The sequence below is a fragment of the Devosia sp. genome, from assembly GCF_036563435.1.
Taxonomy (GTDB): domain Bacteria; phylum Pseudomonadota; class Alphaproteobacteria; order Rhizobiales; family Devosiaceae; genus Devosia.
On sequence record NZ_DATCMJ010000014.1, the window covers coordinates 494,588 to 514,109 of the forward strand.

19 protein-coding genes and 1 pseudogene are annotated in these 19,522 nt (G+C 64.0%); 17 read left to right on the forward strand and 3 right to left on the reverse strand.

Annotated elements, in window-relative coordinates; genetic code table 11:
* The first annotated feature begins 1 nt into the window (after position 1).
* From lptC to VIL88_RS10750, 6 genes and pseudogenes are all read left to right on the forward strand, one after another.
* Entirely contained in the window at positions 2–655 is a 654-nt protein-coding gene (lptC, locus tag VIL88_RS10725) for an LPS export ABC transporter periplasmic protein LptC (protein ID WP_331988582.1), read from the forward strand.
* The gene (lptA, locus tag VIL88_RS10730; RefSeq protein WP_331988584.1) at positions 652–1,104 is read left to right on the forward strand and encodes a lipopolysaccharide transport periplasmic protein LptA; all 453 of its coding nucleotides are present in this window, start codon (positions 652–654) and stop codon (positions 1,102–1,104) included. Before lptC ends, lptA begins: the two co-directional genes overlap by 4 nt.
* Positions 1,062–1,859: pseudogene (lptB, locus tag VIL88_RS10735) on the forward strand (LPS export ABC transporter ATP-binding protein); the annotation flags it as partial. The gene lptA and the pseudogene lptB, both read left to right, overlap by 43 nt.
* A 98-nt stretch (positions 1,860–1,957) precedes the next feature.
* Positions 1,958–3,490, forward strand: coding sequence for an RNA polymerase factor sigma-54 (rpoN, locus tag VIL88_RS10740; protein ID WP_331988586.1), 1,533 nt, complete (start codon positions 1,958–1,960; stop codon positions 3,488–3,490).
* 291 nt (positions 3,491–3,781) lie between these two features.
* Positions 3,782–4,360 carry a ribosome hibernation-promoting factor, HPF/YfiA family gene (gene hpf, locus VIL88_RS10745; protein WP_331988588.1) on the forward strand — a complete coding sequence of 193 codons (579 nt, stop codon included), beginning with the start codon at positions 3,782–3,784 and terminating at the stop codon, positions 4,358–4,360.
* Between the two features lie 46 nt (positions 4,361–4,406).
* Positions 4,407–4,874, forward strand: a complete 468-nt coding sequence (locus VIL88_RS10750) for a PTS sugar transporter subunit IIA (protein ID WP_331988590.1) — start codon at positions 4,407–4,409, stop codon at positions 4,872–4,874.
* Between the two features lie 59 nt (positions 4,875–4,933).
* Here the strand turns inward: VIL88_RS10750 and VIL88_RS10755 are convergent, their stop codons facing one another.
* Positions 4,934–5,221, reverse strand: coding sequence for a DUF1150 family protein (locus VIL88_RS10755; RefSeq protein ID WP_331988592.1), 288 nt, complete (start codon positions 5,219–5,221; stop codon positions 4,934–4,936).
* Between the two features lie 15 nt (positions 5,222–5,236).
* Positions 5,237–5,656, reverse strand: a complete 420-nt coding sequence (locus tag VIL88_RS10760; protein ID WP_331988594.1) for an Hsp20 family protein — start codon at positions 5,654–5,656, stop codon at positions 5,237–5,239.
* 112 nt (positions 5,657–5,768) lie between these two features.
* On the opposite strand from VIL88_RS10760, the gene VIL88_RS10765 reads away from it, so the two are divergent.
* From VIL88_RS10765 to VIL88_RS10815, 11 genes are all read left to right on the forward strand, one after another.
* On the forward strand, positions 5,769–6,620 hold the full coding sequence (locus VIL88_RS10765) for a glycosyltransferase (protein ID WP_331988596.1): 852 nt from the start codon (positions 5,769–5,771) through the stop codon (positions 6,618–6,620).
* 128 nt (positions 6,621–6,748) lie between these two features.
* Entirely contained in the window at positions 6,749–8,941 is a 2,193-nt protein-coding gene (locus VIL88_RS10770) for a methyl-accepting chemotaxis protein (RefSeq protein WP_331988598.1), read from the forward strand.
* Between the two features lie 144 nt (positions 8,942–9,085).
* Positions 9,086–9,286, forward strand: coding sequence for a 50S ribosomal protein L35 (rpmI, locus tag VIL88_RS10775; RefSeq protein WP_035099236.1), 201 nt, complete (start codon positions 9,086–9,088; stop codon positions 9,284–9,286).
* Between the two features lie 19 nt (positions 9,287–9,305).
* Positions 9,306–9,710: a 50S ribosomal protein L20 gene (rplT, locus tag VIL88_RS10780; protein WP_331988606.1), complete on the forward strand. Its 405-nt coding sequence runs from the start codon at positions 9,306–9,308 to the stop codon at positions 9,708–9,710.
* A gap of 280 nt (positions 9,711–9,990) precedes the next feature.
* Positions 9,991–11,121: a phenylalanine--tRNA ligase subunit alpha gene (pheS, locus tag VIL88_RS10785; protein WP_331988608.1), complete on the forward strand. Its 1,131-nt coding sequence runs from the start codon at positions 9,991–9,993 to the stop codon at positions 11,119–11,121.
* Between the two features lie 5 nt (positions 11,122–11,126).
* The gene (locus VIL88_RS10790; protein ID WP_331988610.1) at positions 11,127–12,170 is read left to right on the forward strand and encodes an ASCH domain-containing protein; all 1,044 of its coding nucleotides are present in this window, start codon (positions 11,127–11,129) and stop codon (positions 12,168–12,170) included.
* 12 nt (positions 12,171–12,182) lie between these two features.
* Positions 12,183–14,600: a phenylalanine--tRNA ligase subunit beta gene (gene pheT / locus VIL88_RS10795; RefSeq protein ID WP_331988612.1), complete on the forward strand. Its 2,418-nt coding sequence runs from the start codon at positions 12,183–12,185 to the stop codon at positions 14,598–14,600.
* A gap of 209 nt (positions 14,601–14,809) precedes the next feature.
* On the forward strand, positions 14,810–15,607 hold the full coding sequence (locus tag VIL88_RS10800) for a transporter substrate-binding domain-containing protein (protein ID WP_331988614.1): 798 nt from the start codon (positions 14,810–14,812) through the stop codon (positions 15,605–15,607).
* Between the two features lie 183 nt (positions 15,608–15,790).
* A complete protein-coding gene (locus VIL88_RS10805; protein WP_331988616.1) occupies positions 15,791–16,591 on the forward strand; it encodes an amino acid ABC transporter permease in 801 nt (266 codons plus the stop codon).
* 61 nt (positions 16,592–16,652) lie between these two features.
* Positions 16,653–17,150 (forward strand): CreA family protein, encoded by a 498-nt coding sequence (locus VIL88_RS10810; RefSeq protein ID WP_331988618.1) that lies wholly within the window; start codon positions 16,653–16,655, stop codon positions 17,148–17,150.
* A gap of 161 nt (positions 17,151–17,311) precedes the next feature.
* The gene (locus tag VIL88_RS10815) at positions 17,312–17,947 is read left to right on the forward strand and encodes a peroxiredoxin (protein WP_331988620.1); all 636 of its coding nucleotides are present in this window, start codon (positions 17,312–17,314) and stop codon (positions 17,945–17,947) included.
* Positions 17,948–18,016: 69 nt separating this feature from the next.
* Here the strand turns inward: VIL88_RS10815 and VIL88_RS10820 are convergent, their stop codons facing one another.
* A complete protein-coding gene (locus VIL88_RS10820; protein ID WP_331988622.1) occupies positions 18,017–19,441 on the reverse strand; it encodes an MFS transporter in 1,425 nt (474 codons plus the stop codon).
* Positions 19,442–19,522: the final 81 nt, after the last annotated feature.

Sequence of the window (19,522 nt, forward strand, 5' to 3'; positions counted from 1 at the left end):
CATGACCTTCCAGGCCAATGCCGGCGAACGCCTCGCGACCTACCAGCGTCTCCAGCGGCGCAACCGCGTCGTGGCCATCTTGCGCATCGGCGTTCCGGCGCTGGGCGTGGTGGCGCTCGTTGGCCTCCTGGGCCAGATTTACCTCTCGAGCTTGTCGAGCCGTTTCAGCATCGGCCAGGTCTCGGTGACGCGCGAGGGCATCAGCGTCGATGCGCCCGAATATAGCGGTCTCCTGGAAGACGGCACCGCCTACCGCGTCTCGGCCACGGCCGCCCGCGCTGCCGCCGATGCAACCGACAAGATCGGCCTCGATGCCGCAAGGCTCGTGATGACCCGCGCCGACGGTGTCGTCACCACGGTCAAAGCCGAAATGGCCGTGCTCGACACCACCGGCGAACTGGTGGTGATCGAGGACGTGGCCCATGTCGCCACATCCGAGGGAACCCGCGGCGTCATTGCCGATTCCGTGTTCGACTATCAGACGCAGACGCTGAAAGGGGAGGGCGCCGTCACCATCGACTATGCCGATGGTACCCACCTCGACGCCGAAGGCCTGACCTATGACGCCAAAACCATGATCTGGACATTTACGCGCGCGGTCGTCACTTTGCCCGAGACGCCTGGAGCGGACACCTCAGAGAAGCCAACCCCATGATCAAGCGCCTGCTGCTGCTCGTCGCCTTCGGCCTTTTCGCCTTGCCCGCTGCGGCGCAGCAGCCGGTCGAGATCACGGCCGATCTCTTCACGGTGGACGAAACCACTAGCGAAGCGGTGTTCACCGGCAATGTCGTCGTGGTTCACCCCACGGTCAAGGTCTGGGCCGAAAAGGTCGTCGCCATCTATGGCGAAGAGGGCACGACCGACATCGAGAGCTTCGTTGCCACCGGTTCTGTGCGCCTCGTCACCGACGAGCAGGACGCCACTGGCGACCAGGCGGTGTTCACCCCCGGCGACCAGATGCTGCGCCTCACCGGCAATGTCAAAGTGGTGAACTCCGGCGGCACGGTAGATGCGGGCGAACTGGTGGTGAACCTTGAAACCAATGTTTCCACCTTCACCAGCAGCGGTGGCGGCCGGGTCACGGGCGTCTTCACCTCGCAATGAACGAAGCGCCCAAAAAGCCGCGCATCGACCAGACCGGATGGCTGGTCGCGCATAACCTTGCCAAGAGCTTCGGCAAGCGGGTCGTCGTGCGCGACGTGTCCATCGCCGTGCGCCGCGGCGAGGCCGTGGGCCTGCTCGGCCCCAATGGCGCGGGCAAGACCACGGTCTTCACCATGATCATGGGCCTGATCAAGCCCGACCAGGGCATGATCAGCCTCGATGGCCGCGACATAACCCGCCTGCCGCTGTTCCAGCGCGGGCAGCTCGGCATCGGCTATCTGCCGCAGGAACCGTCCATCTTCCGCGGGCTCAGCGTCACCGGCAACATCATGGCCGTGCTCGAAAATCACGTGAAGGGCAGGGCGGCGCGTGAGGCACGGCTCCGGTCGCTGCTCGAGGAATTTTCTATCCAGCACATCGCCAGCTCCAACGCCCTGGCTCTGTCGGGCGGCGAGCGGCGGCGCGTCGAGATCGCCCGCGCCCTCGCGGCCGATCCGGCCTTCATGCTGCTCGACGAGCCCTTTGCCGGCGTCGACCCGATCGCGGTCAACGAGGTCAAGGGCCTGGTGCACCAGCTTACCCGCCGCGGCATCGGCGTGCTGATCACCGATCACGCGGTGCGCGAGACGCTGGGCCTCGTCGACCGTGCCTATGTGATCCATGGCGGCAAGGTGATGATCCAGGGCAAGCCCGAAACCATCAGTGCCGATCCCGATGCAAGGCGGGTCTATCTCGGCGAGAGCTTCGAGCTGTAGCGCGTCTGCAGCACTTGGCACGGAACTTGCCTTCCGCCTTGCCCGCTGCCCGAAAATACGGCATGAAAGCGCGAAACTGATTTCGAGGTTCGCGACCAATGGCCCTTTCGCCGCGTCTGGAATTTCGTCAGGCCCAGAGCCTGACGCTGACGCCGCAACTGATGCAGTCCATCCGGCTGCTGCAGCTGAGCCATCTCGAACTCAACGACTTCGTCGAAGCCGAACTGCTGCGCAACCCGCTCCTCGAACGGGAGGATGGCGGCGAGCCTGGCGAGGCCGAGGCGCCCGAGCCGGCCGAAGGCAGCCAGGACCTCAGCGCCTTCGAGGATACGGTGGAGCGCTCCGAACGCATCCAGGATGCCGCCTCCATTGCCGATGGCTATGACACCGCCGTCGACAACGTCTTTCCCGACCACGCGGCGCAGGACCAGCTGAACCCTCAGTCGCGGCTCGACCGCAACGGCGCCAGTGCCACGGGCGAAGCGCCCGACATCGAGCAATATGTTGCCTCGCGGCCCCTGCTGAGCGAGCACCTGGAGAACCAGGCCAACATGCTGCTGCGCACCCAGGCCGACCGGCTGATAGCGCGCCACCTCATCGATGGCCTCAACGAGGCCGGCTACCTGACCCTGGATCTGGACGCATTGGCCGAACAGCTCGGAGCCGAGCGCGCCGATATCTATGCCGTGCTCGAGGCCGTGCAGGGTTGCGACCCCGTCGGCGTGTTCGCGCAGTCCGTGCCTGAATGCCTCGCCCTGCAGCTGCGCGACCGTGACCGCCTCGACCCGATGATGATGCGGCTGCTCGACCACCTCCATCTCTTGGCCGAGCACGACATGCCTGGGCTGATGCGCGCGGTAGGCTGCGACCGGGAGGATCTCCTCGACATGCTGGCCGAACTGCGCCAGCTCGATCCAAAGCCCGGCCTGGCCTTCGACTCGGGTCCGGTGGAAACGGTCGTGCCCGACGTCTTCGTCCGCCGCGGCCCCGATGGCGCCTGGCAGATCGAGCTCAACAGCGAAACCCTGCCGCGTGTCCTGGTCAACCGCGTCTACTACGCCACCGTCACCAAAAAGACGCGCAACGCCGCCGAAAAGAGCTTCCTGTCGGACTGCCTCGCCACGGCCAACTGGCTCACCAAGAGCCTCGATCAGCGCGCGCAGACCATCGTCAAGGTAGCCGCCGAAATCGTGCGCCAGCAGGATGGTTTCCTGACCCACGGCATCGCCCACCTCAAGCCCATGACGCTCAAGATGGTTGCCGAGACCATCGAGATGCATGAATCGACCGTCAGCCGCGTCACCACCAACAAATACCTGGCGACGCCGCGCGGCCTCTTCGAGATGAAGTACTTCTTCACCACCGCCATTGCCTCCAGCGACGGCAGCGGCGATCACTCTGCCGAAGCGGTCCGCCACCGCATCCGCCAGCTGATCGAAGGCGAAACGGCCAAGGAAATCCTGAGCGACGACACCATCGCCGAGATGCTCAAGAAGGAGCAGGGCATCGACGTCGCCCGCCGCACGGTGGCCAAGTACCGCGAAGCCATGAACATCCCCTCCTCCGTCATCCGCCGCCGCCAGAAGAAAGACTTCGAAGCGGCCGCAGGCAAAATCACGCCAGTGGCGTGATTTTAGCTGAGAAGGCCATGAGGGCTACGCCCGAATGGCAAAAGCGGCTCGTCCGACAGTCGTCTCAGCTCGAATGCCCCCACCCCGCCCCCTCACCCAGACGGCCATTGTGTGGCCAATCCAACCGATAAACGAACCGTGGCGCGCAGTTGAGCATTGTATCGTAGACGCGGCTGGGTCTAGCATCGGCACTGTTCCATGCATCGGCATGGGCAGGCGTGATCCCGGAGGCCGGGAACGGCTTACGTGATCCTCGCGTCGAACCAGAACGACACAAGGAAAGAGGAAGCCATGACTTTACGCATTTCGGGAAAGAACATGGACGTTGGCGACGCCTTGCGCGGCAAGGCGGAGGAACACTTTGCCACCGTTGTCGGCAAGTATTTCGACGGCGGCTATGACGGGCACCTGACCCTCACGCCCGATGGTACCGGCTTCAGCGCCGATTGTGTCGTCCACCTCGATTCCGGCGTGGTTCTCCAGGCTTCGGCGCAGGGTGGTGATGCCACCAGCGCCTATGAACTGATGGCCAACAACATCGAAAAGCGCCTGCGCCGCTACAACCGCAAGCTCCGGCAGCGCCCGCGCGGCATCGACGCCGTGACCCCCGATGCCGTGCCCGCCCAATATACGGTGTTTGGCGCCGGCACCGAGCTGGACGAACTCGATGAGGACTATGCGCCGCCCGTTATCGCCGAGACCACCAAGAACCTGCGCCAGCTGTCGGTGGAAGAGGCGGTGATGGAGCTCGACCTCTCCGGCGGGCAGGTGGTGATGTTCCGTCATGCTGGACATGGCGGCCTGAATGTGGTTTACCGCCGCTCGGACGGCAATATTGGCTGGATCGATCCGGCCCTTGGGAGCAATTGATCGGCTTCCGCGCCGCTGCAAGCGAAGTTGATCCAAGGCAGACTGTATGGAATTGGCCGATATCCTGGCTGAGCGCGCCGTGCTTTTTTGCACGGGCGTAAAGACAAAACGCCAGTTGTTTGAAGAACTCTCGACCCGTGCCTCAGAAATCAGTGGTCTGGATACCTCCGATATTCTCGGAGCCATCACCAGCCGTGAAGAGCTGGGGTCGACTGGCTTGGGTAATGGCATCGCCATTCCGCACGGCAAGGTGGTCGGCCTCAAGTCTGTCATGGCCATGTTTGCCCGGCTGGATCAGCCCATCGAGTTCGATGCGGTGGACGACCAGCCGGTGGACCTGGTGGTTCTCCTGCTGGCACCCGTCGGCGCCGGTGCCGACCATCTCAAGGCGCTGTCCAAGGTGGCGCGGCTGCTGCGGACGGAGTCGGTGGTCAGCCTCCTGCGCTACAACGATGATCCGGCAGAACTTCACGCCATCCTGACGGCGCCCGACGAGGCCACCAACGCAGCCTGACGGCAGAAACAAAAACCCCCGGCTCGGCCGGGGGTTTTTCTTGGGGGGTGCAACCTGGATTAATGGAGGGTCGCCAGACCCAGATTCTTGTCGCCGAGCCAGTCGAGTACGCCATCCTCGCTGTCGGTTACCAGCAGCGGGGTGCCGTCAGCCGACATTACCAGCTGGTAGTCGCTGAAATGGTCGAACTCGGCGTCGGTGATCATGGTGCTCAGGATCGCGCCGCTGATCGGCCGCACATAGGCGACTGCGTCCCCGCCAAGTGCGGCGAACTGCGCACGGGTCAGGAGCTTCAGCGGGCTGTTCAAAGCGTCGGCCGCGGCGGTGTCGTTGCGTTTTTCATACATGTGTCGGCCCTTTCCTTATACGGAGCGGATTTCGATACGTCGGGCGATCTTGGGCGTCCGTGGGCGCTCTACAGCAACAACGAGCATACCGTGCCCTAAAGTTGCATCCTTCACGATCATGCCATCGGCAAGGAGGAAGCTGCGCTGAAACTGCCGCGCCGCAATGCCCCGGTGGAGAAACTCCTTGCCGGGGTCGTCCTTCTGTTTGCCGCGGACCACGATCGTGTTGTCCTCGGCCACCACGTCGAGTTCGCTGGCAGCGAAACCCGCCACGGCGATGGAGATCAGGAAGCGCTCGGTGCCTTCGGCATCGACCATGCGCTCGATATTGTAGGGCGGGTAGCCGTCGGCGCTCTTGCTGAGCCGATCGACACGCTCCTCGAAGGCATCGAAGCCGAGGAGAAATGGGGCGGAAAACACCGAAATACGCGACATCCACACCGTCCTTGAGTATCAAGCAACGTATCGGCGCCGACCCTGAAATAGGCATCGGGCGCCTTGCAGCAGATATGGGACAGCGGGCTGTTCCGTTCAAGAGCAGGGGACCATGGATCAGACTATCGCCATCGTCACGCCGGCCTTTGCCGCGCAGAGCACCATCGTTCCAACCGTCAGGAGCGTCCTGGCCCAGACCTATCCCCACTGGGAGCTCTGGCTGGTGGCCGATGATGGCTTTAACTACGAGGCCCTGCTGGCCGCAGCCGGCATCGTCGACCGGCGCATCCATTTCGCCGAGAGCGGCGGCGTCGGCCGCGGCGTCTGCCACACGCGCAATGTCGCGCTTGAGCTCAGCCAGACGCCTTTCGCCGCAACGCTGGATGCCGATGATCGCTTCAAGCCGCGCAAGCTGGAACTGGCCGTGGCGGCCCTTGCCGATCATCCCATCGTCTCGACGGCGCTCGACGTCATGAGCGAGGACTTCACCCATGTCCGCCACGTCGGCCATGGTGACAACCAGGTGCTGACATCTGGCACGCATAAGTGGGTCAATCTGTCCATGGATTCCATGATCGTCTGGGACCGCCGCCGCGCCGACGGCCGCTACGATCCGGCCATGCGCAACATGAACGACCTCGAATTCCTGCTGCAGCTCTTCCGCACCGTACCGGCATCCCGTCACCTCGGCACGCCGCTGCATGATTATATCAAGCGCTCCCAATCGCTCAGCAACGGCGATGACGTCACCGCCCGCATGATCGCCTCCAAGACCGAAATCCTCCGCCGCCTCGACACCGGCCACTACGGTCTCCCAGGCCAGGAAGCCGAGGGCGTCGCCGCCTTCCTCCGCATTTCCCTCGAAGCCGAAACCCGCTACGGCGCCGCCCTGGCCGAGCAGCCCAATCTCCTGTTCGAGGATCATCTCGAACCCATGCTGGCTGCTGCAGGCGCAATAAAATAGTTGAGGCCTTGGAAATCGGTGCGGCACAACCCTTTGATCCGCATTGTGAAAAGCTGATGACGAAGCTGTTGACCACTGCTTAACGCCGCGCCGCTAGCCAGCCCCAAGGCAGGTACAGCGAGGTCATCATGAGATTGTCCCGGATCAGCATTGCAGGTCGCATCTATCTGGCCTTTGGCAGCCTTATCTGGCTCATGGCCGTCCTTGTCGCGCTTGCCGTGGGCGGCATTCAGATTGTCGCGGCGAACTTCACCCAGTTTCGCCAAAGCGCTGAAGTCGCCGCTGCGGCCGGTGCCCATGGCAGCGCACTCGCCGATGCACGCCTAGCCGTCGCCATCTATGGTCAGGAGCCCGGTGCCGAGCGCTCCAGCCGCGCACTGGCGCTAGTCGAGGCGCTCGGGACAGGTGTTTCCGGCAGCGATACCGATCGATACCGAGCTGCCATCAACGCCATGATCGCCCTTGATGGCGAAGTGACCAACCTCACGGCGACGCTTGATCAGGCTGGGGTCAGCGCCACCGACACCTTGAACGCTCTTATTACCCAGACCTCCCAATCGAGCGGCCTAAACGCCAAGGCAGCTGCCATTTCCGGCCTGGCCATGCAGAACCTGCTGCAGATGCGCCTCGCCGTCGGCGCCCTGCTGGACATGCCCTCCGCCGAGAACCACGGCGCCATTGTGCAGTTGCGCGATGCCACGGGTGCGACCCGGGCCGAGCTGCGCCGCACCTTCTTCAAGACCGATGATGTCGCCCGTGTGGATGCCGTCCTTGCCCAACTCGATGACGTCGCGGTGGCCGTCGACCAGCTCCATGAAAAACTGACCGAACGGCTTGTCCTGGGCGATGCCGCCCACGCAGCCGATCTCGCGCTGGCAGAGGCCCTCGACCGGCAGGCTACTGGCGCCCTTGGGCAACAGGCGCGGCTTGGCGAGCTGGCTTCGGCCCAGGTGGCGCAGCTTAGCCTCGGCGCGCTTCTGGCCGGCGGCCTTGCCTTGACGCTGGGCCTTGCCCTTGCTTTCGTCACGGCCCGCTGGCTATCGCAGTCCATCCGCGTCATCGCCCAAGCCATGCAATCCATGGCGGCGGGCGATTTCGACACCAGCCTCGCCGGCGCGGATCGCGACACCGAGCTTGGCCGCATCGCCAGTGCACTCGATGTCTTTGGTGCCAACGGTCGTCAGTTGCGCGACGACACCGCACGGCGTGAAGCCGAGCTGGCGCGAGCTGCCGAGCTCTCGGCATGGCGCGAACTGCTGCAGCGCGACCTCCATGCGCTGGTCGCCGCAGCCGCCGAAGGTGATTTCACCCAGCGTCTCGACCGCGACTACGGCCTCCCCGAACTCAACGAACTCGCCAGCGGCCTCAACGATCTGCTGGCAGCGGTCTCCCGTGGCGTCGACGACGCAGGCGCGGTTCTGGCCGGCCTTGCCGAAGCCGATCTCCGCCAGCGCCTGCATGGTCACAACCGGGGCGCCTTCGGCCGCCTGCAGAACGATATCAACCGGCTGGCCGACGGATTGACCGAGACCATGGGCCGCCTCGCCAACTCCTCGAGCGCACTGCATCGCGCCACCGGCGAGATTTTGTCGGGCGCCAATGATCTTTCCGCCCGCACGGGCAAGCAGATCGCGGCTATCGAAGCCACCGCCACCGCCATTGAAAGGTTCTTTGCCGACCTTTCCGGCAATGCGGCAGTAGCCGGTGCGGTCGCCTCCAGCGCGCAGCACTCGGCTGAACTCGCTCATGATGGTCAAACCGTTATGCACCGCATGACAGCGGCCATGGACGGCATCGCAGCCGCGTCGGCACGCATTGCCACGACAACGCGGCTGATCGAGGACATTGCCTTCCAGACCAACCTTCTGGCGCTTAATGCCTCGGTGGAAGCGGCTCGCGCCGGGGAGGCGGGCAAGGGCTTCGCTGTGGTTGCCGTCGAGGTACGGCGACTGGCGCAATCCACGGCCCAGGCGTCTGCCGACATTAAGGCCATGGTTGCCGAAGCCGAAACGGTCGTGGGCGGCGGCACCCGCCTTGCCCAGGATGCTGCGCGCACCCTGACGGCCATTCACGATGCCGTTCAGGCAGACAACGCGCGCATGCAGGAGATCGCCGCCTCCAGCCAGCGCCAATCCGATACGGTCGGCGCCGTCGCCCATGCCATGCGGCAGATGGATGAGATCGCCCAGGACAATGCTGCGCTGGTTGAAGAGATCAACGCCGCCATTGCCCAGACCCAGGCACAGGCCAGCGAGCTCGACGCTATCGTAGGTGTCTATTCCCGCAAGGATGAGCCCTCCGGACTCCGTCGCGCCAGCTGAGGGGGGCTCGGAGGGACTTGCCACCCCGCCGGATTCCTCCTATAGACGCGGCTTCTCCGGACCGCCCGGCCAAAAGGCATGCCGTGGCGGTTCTTGAATGCGATGGGCCTCAATCCATCCGATCTACTCTAAAGGACCCGCAAAATGCCCAAGATGAAGACGAAGTCTGGCGCCAAGAAGCGCTTCAGCTTCACCGCGACCGGTCGTGTCAAGGCAGGCGTTGCCGGCAAGCGCCACCGCCTGATCAACCACAACGCCAAGTACATCCGCACCAACCGCGGCACCAAGATCCTGTCCAAGGGCGACGAGGGTCTGGTGAAGTGGTACATGCCGTACAACCGCTAAGCTGGAAGGACACTGAACAATGGCACGCGTTAAACGTGGCGTAACCGCCCACGCCCGTCACAAGAAGGTCTTGAAGGCCGCCGAGGGCTATTATGGCCGTCGTAAATCTACCATCCGTATCGCCAAGCAGGCCGTCGAAAAGGCCGGCCAGTACGCTTACCGCGATCGTCGCGTCAAGAAGCGCAACTTCCGCGCTCTGTGGATCCAGCGTATCAACGCAGCTGTGCGTGACTATGGCCTCACCTATGGCCGATTTATCGACGGCCTCAGCAAGGCTGAGGTTGCCGTTGACCGCAAGGTGCTGAGCGATCTCGCGATCACCCAGCCCGAAGCGTTCGGCGCGCTGGTCGCAAAGGCCAAGGCAGCACTGGCTTATCTCGAGGGGGTCGAGAAGACGACCCACGAGCGCGTCACCGCCGCCTAACACTCCCCAGCTCTGCTGAGGCCAAATCGACGCCTTGCACCGTCCCGAAAGGGCTGGCGCAGGGCGTTTTCTTTTGCATGTCGCAGAACGTCGGCTCCCCTCCCCCTTGAGGGGAGGGGCGGGGGTGGGGGTCCCTTGTGGCCCACACAACCACCCCACCCTCGATCCCTCCCCTCAAGGGGGAGGGAAGGTCGACTTCAACATCAGAGCTCGCATTTTTGGCTGACTCCCTGCCTTCAAAATGCTCTAACCGCCGCACTTGTCCGAGTTGAGAAACAGCATGTCCCTCGATACGCAGATCGCCACCCTCCGCACCGAGCTTTCCGCAGCCATTGCCGCCGCTGCCGATGAAGCCGCGCTTGATGCCGTGCGCGTTGCGGCCCTGGGCAAGAAGGGCAGCGTCTCCGCGCTCCTGGCGTCCCTCGGTTCCATGGCGCCCGAAGAGCGCAAGAGCGCCGGTCCCGCCATCAACGGCCTTAAGGGCGAAATCGCCGCCCTGATCGAAGGCAAGAGCGCCGAGCTCAAATCCGCCGCTCTCGACGCGCGCCTCAAGGCCGAAACCGTCGACATCACTCTGCCGCTGCAGGCAGGGCCCACTGCGCGCGGGCGCATCCACCCCATCTCGCAGACCATCGACGAAATCACCGCCATCTTTTCCGACATGGGTTTCTCCATCGCCGAAGGTCCGGATATCGAGACCGACTATTTCAACTTCACGGCGCTGAACTTCCCCGAAGGCCATCCAGCGCGCGAAATGCATGACACCTTCTTCATGAAGCCCGGTCCGGACGGGGTGAAGAAAGTGCTGCGCACCCACACCTCGCCGGTGCAGATGCGCGTCATGCAAAAGACCAACGAGAAGCCCGCTGCGGCCTACCTTACCCCCGCCATGGATCCGCCGATCCGCGTGGTTATGCCCGGCCGCACCTATCGCAATGACTCAGACCAGACCCACACCCCGATGTTCCATCAGGTCGAGGGTCTTGTCATCGACAAATCCAGCCATATCGGCCAGCTGCGCTGGGTGCTGGAGGAGTTTCTGAAAGCCTATTTCGAGGTGCCCAACGTCACTTTGCGCTTCCGTCCAAGCTTTTTCCCCTTCACCGAGCCCTCGATGGAAGTGGACGTCCAGTGCGATCGCTCCGGTTCCGAGGTCAAGATCGGCGAGGGCAATGACTGGCTTGAAATCCTGGGCTGCGGCATGGTCCATCCCAACGTCATCCGCAATGCCGGGCTCGATCCCGACGTTTACCAGGGCTTCGCCTGGGGCATGGGCATCGACCGGATCGCCATGCTCAAATACGGCATGCCGGACCTCCGCGCCTTCTTTGACGCCGACCAGCGCTGGCTCGACCACTACGGCTTCCGCCCCCTCGACTTGCCGACGCTGTTTGGCGGATTGAGCAGCTAAAAACCATGGCCGCCCTGCCGCCCCAATACCAGAACGCCATCCAGTTCAGCTTCGGCGACTCGCCGGAACTGGCTGATGAGCTGCTGCGTCTGGTGCTTGCCGGCCGCAAGACTGCCTCCTGCGGTGACCTCCGTCAGTTCAGTTCCAGCAAGGAGCCGCTGCCGGAAGTCGGCCGCCGCGACGTGGTGCTCGACGGCGCCGGCGAGCCCGCCTGCGTGATCGAAACCCTCTCTGTCGAAATCAAGCGCTTCGACGATGTCGATCCTAGCTTCACCGACCGGGAAGGCGAGGGGCCCTATAGCAACTGGCGCGAGGGACATGAGCGCTATTTCGCCCGCAATGGCGGCTTCTCTCCCGACATGGACGTCGTGTGCGAGACCTTCCGTCTCGTCGAAGTGCTCCCCGCCGGGCGCGCCGTCTATAACGAGGTGGCCAAGCCGATCTTTGTGGTTACCGATATCGAGTCCGACGGTCCGACGCCGCTGCACAATTCAATGCTGAGCTTCGCCTCGGTCGCCATCGAGGCCGATGGCACCCGGCATGGCACCTTCGAAGCCCAACTTCTCCAGCGCCCCGATCGCACCACCAACGAGCAGACGATGGCGTGGTGGCAGACCCAGCCCGAAGCCTGGGCCGCCGCGACCGCCGATGCCGAAGACCCTGCCGTGGTCATGCCGCGCTATGCCGATTGGGTCGAGGCGCTGCCCGGTCCCAAGGTCTTTGTCGCCGCGCCCATGGTTTTCGATGGGCTCTGGATGGACCATTATCTCGACCAGTTCGCCGGCACCCGCGCCCTCAGCGGTCCCTTCAAGGGCCGCCAGATCTTCCGCGGCGGCGGCATCTGCCTTTATACTATGGCCGGAACCCTGCGCGGCGCCCCCTATCTCGATTGGGGCATGAGCAAGCTGCCGGCAGAATTCTACGGCCACGTCGCCCATACCCACCGCGCTATCGATGACGCCCAAGGCTTTGCCAATGTCCTCGTCGAACTATTCAAGCTTTCCCGCGCGCTGCCGCCCATAATCGGCACTGCCGCCGACTTCCGCTAAAGGCCCGACACAATGAAATTCACCCTCGAATGGCTCCAGGATCACCTCGACACCGATGCATCGGTCGATGAGATCGCCACGACCCTGACCACCGTTGGCCTCGAAGTGGAAGGCGTGGAAAACCAGGGCAAGGCGCTGGAAGCCTTTGTCACGGCTCATATCGTCTCCGCCGAGCAGCACCCGAACGCCGACAAGCTGCGCGTCTGCAAGGTCGATGCCGGCACGGGCGAACTGACCGACGTTGTCTGTGGCGCCCCCAATGCCCGCACGGGCCTGAAATCGGTCTTTGCCTTCCCCGGCACCTATATTCCGGGCAAGGACATGACCATCGGCAAGGGCAATATTCGTGGGCAAGTGTCGAACGGCATGCTCTGCTCCAATGCCGAGCTCGAGCTCAGCAACGACCATGACGGCATCATCGAACTGCCCGAAGATGCGCCGGTCGGCATGAAGTATGTGGACTATGCCAAGATCAATGGCGTGGTCTTCGACATTTCCATCACGCCCAATCGCGGCGATGCGACCGGTGTCTATGGCGTGGCGCGCGACCTCGCCGCCTTTGGCCTCGGTACCCTCAAACAGACCGACATGTCGCCCGTTCCCTCTGTCGGCCCAAGCCCGATCGCGCCCCTGCCGCACCAGTTCGCCGCCGATGAGCCCAAGGCCGTTCGCAAGTTCGCCGGCCGCTATTTCCGCAACATCAAGAACGGTCCGTCTCCGGCCTGGCTGCAGCAGCGCCTGCGCGCCGTGGGCCTGCGTCCCATCAACGCCATCGTCGATATCACCAATCTGGTGTCGCTCGGCTGGGGCCGGCCGCTCCATGCCTATGACGCTGACAAGATCGTCGGCCAGCCCGTTCTGCGCAATGCGCGCAACGAGCCGTTCGACGCACTCGACAACAAGATCTACACGCTGGACGAGACCATGACGGTGATCGCCGACGAGCAGGGGCCGCTCTGCCTTGGCGGCGTCATGGGCGGCATCCGCTCGGGCGTAACCGAAAGCACGACCAACGTCCTGATGGAATGCGCCTCCTGGGATCCCGAGCTCATCGCCCGCACCGGCCGCAAGACGGGGATCGTGTCGGACGCCCGCTACCGCCTGGAGCGCCATGTCGATCCCGCGCTGACCGAGCCCGGCCTCGAACTCGCCACCCGCCTGGTGCTCGAGCTCTGCGGTGGCGAACCGATGGAGCCGGTGATTTCGGGCGAAGACATGTTCCCCAACACCGTGATCGACTTCCCCCTTGGCGAGGTCAAGCGCCTCACCGGCCTCGATGTCGAGCCCATGGTGGCCACGGCCATCCTGTCCCGCTTGGGTTTCGAGATGACTGGCAAGGGCGACCAGTTCAGCGTCAACGTGCCGTCCTGGCGCCCCGACGTGACGCAAAAGGCTGACCTTGTGGAAGAAGTCATGCGCATGGTCGGCGTCGACAATGTTCCCGTCGAGCCGCTGCCGCGCCTCTCCCACGTGGCGCCGCGCATGCTGTCGACCATCCAGAACCGCCGCCGCATCGCCCGCCGGGCGCTCGCCGCCCGCGGCTTGGACGAGGCTGTGACCTGGAGCTTCATCTCCCACGATGAGGCCACCCGCTTTGGCGGTGGGGGCGAAGCGCTGCAGCTGGCCAATGCCATCGCCTCCGACATGACCGACATGCGCCCCTCGCTCTTGCCTGGCCTCCTTGCCGCTGCCCGCCGCAACGGCAATCGCGGCACCGCTGATCTCGCCCTGTTCGAGGTCGGCCAGGTCTTCCTCAGCGATACGCCCGACGGTCAGCACACCTATGCCACCGGCATTCGAACCGGTACGGCCAAGCTCGAGGGCGCCGGCCGCCACTGGTCCGGCAAGCCGGAAAGCGTCGGCGTGTTCGACGCCAAGGCCGATCTCGCCGCGGTGCTCGATGCACTGGGCTATGACATCGACAAGGTCCAGGTCGTTGCTGAACCCGCACCCTGGTCGCATCCCGGCCGCGGCGGGTGCGTCCGCCAGGGCCCCAAGGCCCTCGCCTGGTTCGGTGAGCTCCACCCGGCTTGGGCGGCCGAGCTCGACCTTGACGGTCCCGTCGCCGCCTTCGAGCTCGACCTTGATGCGCTGCCCGAACCACGCAAGAAGGCCACCCGCACCAAACCGGCTCTGGACCTCTCGACCCTGATGCCCCTGTCGCGCGACTTCGCCTTTGTGGTCGATAAGTCCGTCACGGCGGGCGCCATCCTCAAGGCCGCTCGCGGTGCCGACAAGGCGCTGATCAAGGACGTGACGGTTTTCGACGTCTTCGAGGGCAGCCATGTGGGCGAGGGCAAGAAGTCGGTCGCCATTGAGGTCACCATTCAGCCCTCCGACAAGACGTTGACCGAGGAAGAGATCGACAAGATCTCCGCCAGTGTCATCGCCGCCGTGACCAAGACTTCCGGCGGGGTGCTACGAGCCTGATCGGGGTGCCTCATCCTGAGCCCGTCGCAGCCTCATCTTGAGCCTGTCGAACCTCATCCTGAGCCTGTCGAAGGACGAGGCGTGGCACCACCGTGTCACGCCCTCCTGCTTCGACAGGCCCCCCATGAGCCCTGCGGAAAATCCATTCCCAAAATCGCACCCTTTGCTCTAGTCTCCCGCCAAACCTTTGCTTGGGAGACCGGAGCCTCATGAAGCTGAACACATTCCTTGCCGTCGCCGCAGCCGTCTCGGCGCTGAACTTGCCGGCCACCGCGCAAGACGCTCTGCCCGATCTGGCGGGCCGCGAAATCGTCGCCGTCACTGAAAATGCCTATGTGCCGCTGAACTTCGCCGACCCCGAAACCGGCGAAGGCATCGGCTTCGAATACGACCTGTTCAACGAGATCGCCGAGCGCCTCAACGCCACCGTCAAATGGGAGCTCACGAGCTGGGACGTGATGATCCAGGCCGTGCGTGACGGGCAGTTCGATGTCGGCATGGATGGCATCACCATCAATGACGAACGCAAGGAACAGGTCGCCTTCTCTGATAGCTACCTGACCTCCGAACAGCTGATGCTGGTCCGTGCCGACGAGACGCGCTTCACTGACGCCCAAAGCTTTGCCACCAATGCAGAACTGCTGGTCGGGGCCCAGGCCGGCACCACCAATTTCTATGTTGCCGTCTACAATGTTCTCGATGGCGATGAAGCCAATCCGCGCATCAAGCTCTTCGACACCTTCGGCGCCTCCGTCCAGGCTCTGCAGGCCGGTGACGTCGACACCGTGCTGATGGATCAGACCTCGGCCAATGGCTATATCGGCGCCAATCCCGGCGCCTTCAAAACCGTCGGCACGCCGCTCGGGTCGGAAGATTTCGGCTTCATCCTGCCCCCCGATTCCGACCTCGTCGAACCCATCAACGCTGCCCTGGCGCAGATCAAGGCCGACGGCACCATGGAACAGCTGCAGCAGAAGTGGTTCTACGAGTACAACGCCGCGCAATAAGGCGCTGAACTCTCAGCCTGCTCCCTCCCCCTTGCGGGGAGGGTAGCGTCGCCCGGCCCGTTTGGGCCGCGGCAAAGCTAGGGTGGGGGTGCGAGCGCCCGGACATTCGAACCCACCCACCCCCACCCTTGATCCCTCCCCGCAAGGGGGAGGGAGTCGACTGATGCGTCGGCAGATGGAAATATGACCTACATCCCTCGCAAACCGACCATCTTCAGCAACACCCCCTGGTGGCTGCTGGCCATCGCGCTCCTGTTCGTCCTCGGCCTCTGGGCCATCACCGCCGACGGCACCTACAGCAAGATCTTCCGGGCGCTTTCCGGCGGCATTGTCACCACGCTCTGGGTCACCCTTGTCGCCTTCGCTTCCGCCACCCTGCTCGGCCTCCTCGTGGCCATCGCCCGCACGTCGCGCCACCGCGTCCTGCGCGAAGCCGCGACCTTCTATGTCGAGATCATTCGCGGCATACCCGTCCTGGTGTTTCTGTTTTACGTCGCCTTTGTCGGCGCGCCGGCGCTGGTGGTCGCGGCGAACTGGCTGCTCCAGCCCTTCGACACGGTCATCACCGTCCGCCAGTTCGATTTCGTCTGGCGGGCAATCCTCGCGCTCACCGTCTGCTATTCCGCCTTCATCGCTGAAATCTTCCGCGCCGGCATCGAGTCGGTCGACCATGGGCAGATCGAAGCGGCCCATGCTCTGGGTCTCTCGCGCTGGAAGTGCTTCCGCCTCGTCACCTTCCCCCAAGCCTTGCGCAACATCCTGCCACCCCTGGCCAATGACTTCGTCTCCATGGTCAAGGATTCCGCCCTGGTCTCGGCACTGGGCGTCCAGGACATTACCCAGCTGGGCAAGGTCTATTCCTCCGGCACGTTCCTGTTCTTCGAAACCTACAATGTCGTGGCCTTCCTCTACCTTTCCATGACCATTTCCCTCTCTCTCCTGGTCCGCCTTCTGGAAAGGCGTCTGCGCGAAAAGAACCGGTGATCCCTTGTGCTGCTGCCGAGGGCGGGCCATCTGTTGGCTGAACCGACTAGGAGCCTGCCTCATGAAGCGCCTCGCCGCCCTCGCCTTGACCGCCGCGGTCGCCCTTACCCTTGCTGCCTGTGGCGATAGCCGGGAAGTGGGCAATGTCGGGGTCGATTGGACCGGCAACGACATCGCCATCGACGCCATGGCCGATCCGGAAGTGGAGGGCGTCACCTGCCACCTGGCCTATTTCAACCGCTCCTTCATCGACCGCATCAGCCAGGGCAACTGGTTCGAGGACCCGTCCTATTCGGCGCTCGACTGTTCGGTGACCGGCCCCATCACCATCGGCGATATCTCGACCGGCGGTGGCGGCGAGGAAATCTTCCGCGAGGGCCGTTCGCTGATCTGGAAGTCGCTGCGGGTCTCGCGCATCTACGACGCGGCCAACAATTCGCTGATCTACCTGGCTCATGCGCGTCAGATCCAGCAGGGCTCCGGCAAGATGAGCCTCTCGGTCATTCCCCTTGCAGGTGAACAGGTGACCTGGACCAACGGCCAGCCAGCCGCGCGCTAGGCGTTTTGCTGCATCTGCCGCCCGCCGTGGAACGTCATGGCGCTTTCCCCGGGCGGAAGATAAAAGCGTTTCATTCGTCGCCCGTGCTTTTAAGGCCAAGGGCGACGATATTCTTGAGCAGAACAAGTGGGCCCATGGCCCGGCAATGAACAGGCAGGAACATGTCCATTCTGATTGGCGACACCGCTCCCGATTTCACCCTCGATTCCACCGAAGGCCCGATCCACTTCCACGACTATATCGAAGGCTCGTGGGCCGTCCTGTTCAGCCACCCTAAGAACTTCACGCCCGTCTGCACCACCGAGCTCGGCTACACCGCCAAGCTCAAGCCCGAATTCGAGAAGCGCGGCGTCAAGGTGCTGGGCCTCTCCGTCGACAGACTCGAGGACCATGGCGGCTGGGCCAAGGATATCGAGGAAACGCAGGGCACGGCGCTCAACTTCCCGCTCCTCGCCGACACCCAGGGCGAGGTCGCCCGCCTCTACGACATGATCCATCCCAATGCCGACAATACGCTGACCGTTCGCTCGGTCTTCGTCATCGGTCCCGACAAGAAGGTGAAGCTCAAGATCGAATATCCGGCCTCCACCGGCCGCAACTTCGATGAAGTGCTGCGCGTCATCGACTCCCTGCAGCTGACGGCGAAATATTCGGTCGCGACCCCGGTCAACTGGAAGGACGGCGAAGACGTCATCATCGCCTCTTCCGTCTCGGCCGAAGCGGCCAAGGAGAAGTTCCCGGGCGGCTGGAAGGAACCCAAGCCCTACCTCCGCATTGTTCCCCAGCCCCGCGCGTAACGATCGCGCACTCGTTTTCTCCCTGACGAACTGGGCGGTGGTTGCGGCCACCGCCCTTTTTCTTGCCCTCTATCCGGCAGCAAAGCTCGACGCGGCATCCTGCGGGCGGATCATTCCCACCATGCGCCAGGCCGCCAGCAGCGCCAGGGCCGCCATGACAACGCCCAGGACATAGACCGGCACTACGGCGAGCTTCACCTCCGCGGCACTTGCCGCCGCCGCCATCCCGGCCGCATTGGCAGCCACGCCCGCTAGAGCCGCGCCGATGGCATTGCCCGCCGATTGCGTCGTCGGCATCAGTGCCGACGTACGGTCGCGCTCCGCATCGCTGGCCGCTTCCATCATGGTCAAGTTGAGATAGCCGTTGCAGGTCCCGAACCCGGCGCCGATGACCAATTGGCCAAGCACGGCGACGATCACCTGGTCCAGCTGCAATCCAACCAGCACCAGCAGCAATCCCGACCCGATCAGTAGCGGCCCGGTGCGGATCAGCACCTTGCGCGTTTCCTTGCTGCGCACATTGGCCACCGTTACCGCCGATAGGCTCCAGGCGACCGCCAGCACCGCCGCCAGTGCCCCGGCGGCCGTCGGGCCATAGTTCCACATTTCCTGCACCACCAGCACCAGGTAGACGGCGGAACCGGCACCTGCGACGTTGATCAAGAGCACCATCCACAAGCCGGTTCCCACCACCGAAATAGGCCGGAACGCGTCGGGCGGCATCAGCCGGTCGCGCGCCTTTCCATCAAGCCACACCGCGCCCGTGAGCAACAGGGCAGCCCCGGCCAGCAAGAGCGTTGCCGGCAGCGGTGCGACCACGCCTGCCAGCGCCACCAGCATGATGGCCACGCCAATCACCAAGAGGCGCAGCCCCGGAAAGGTCACGACCGCGCGGTCGGTGGGCGAATGCGCCGGCACCTTGGCCATCACCATGACTGAAAAGATCAGCACCAGCGGTACATTGACGAGGAAGGCAGCGCGCCAGGATACCAGTTCGGTCAGCAGTCCAGCCGCCGCTGGCCCGCCAAACGCAGCGACTGCCCAGATCATGGCCTGCAGCCCGAACACCTTGGGCACCAGCCGCGACGGGAACAGCTCGGGAATGAGCGCAAAGCAGATCGCCGAGACCACGCCTTCCCCCAGCCCCTGCAGCGCCCGGCCCAGCAGCACCTGCTCCATCGACCCCGCCGTAGCCGCAATCACCGTACCGAGGAGAAACACGCCGGCCGAAGCCAGCAGCGCCGTCCGCGCCCCCAGCCGCTGCTTGAGCAGCGCCGCGCCCGAACCGCCGACGATGGCAAACACCAGAAACAGCGTTAGTGCCCAGGAGATCAGCGCCACACCGCCCATTTCCTGCACCGCGGTGGGCAGTGAGATCGAGGCGAGAAAGGCATTGAAGGCTAGGAGCGCCACGCCCAGGCACAGGATCAGGGTCACCGTCGCATAGCGCGGCGTGAAAATCTCGGCCCAGCGGCCCTCAACCTGATCCGACATGGCTTCACCTCAAATAAACAAGAAGAAGCTTGTTATATTGCCGCAAGGCACAAGGCAATTGCCTGTTTGCTGGGCAGGCTG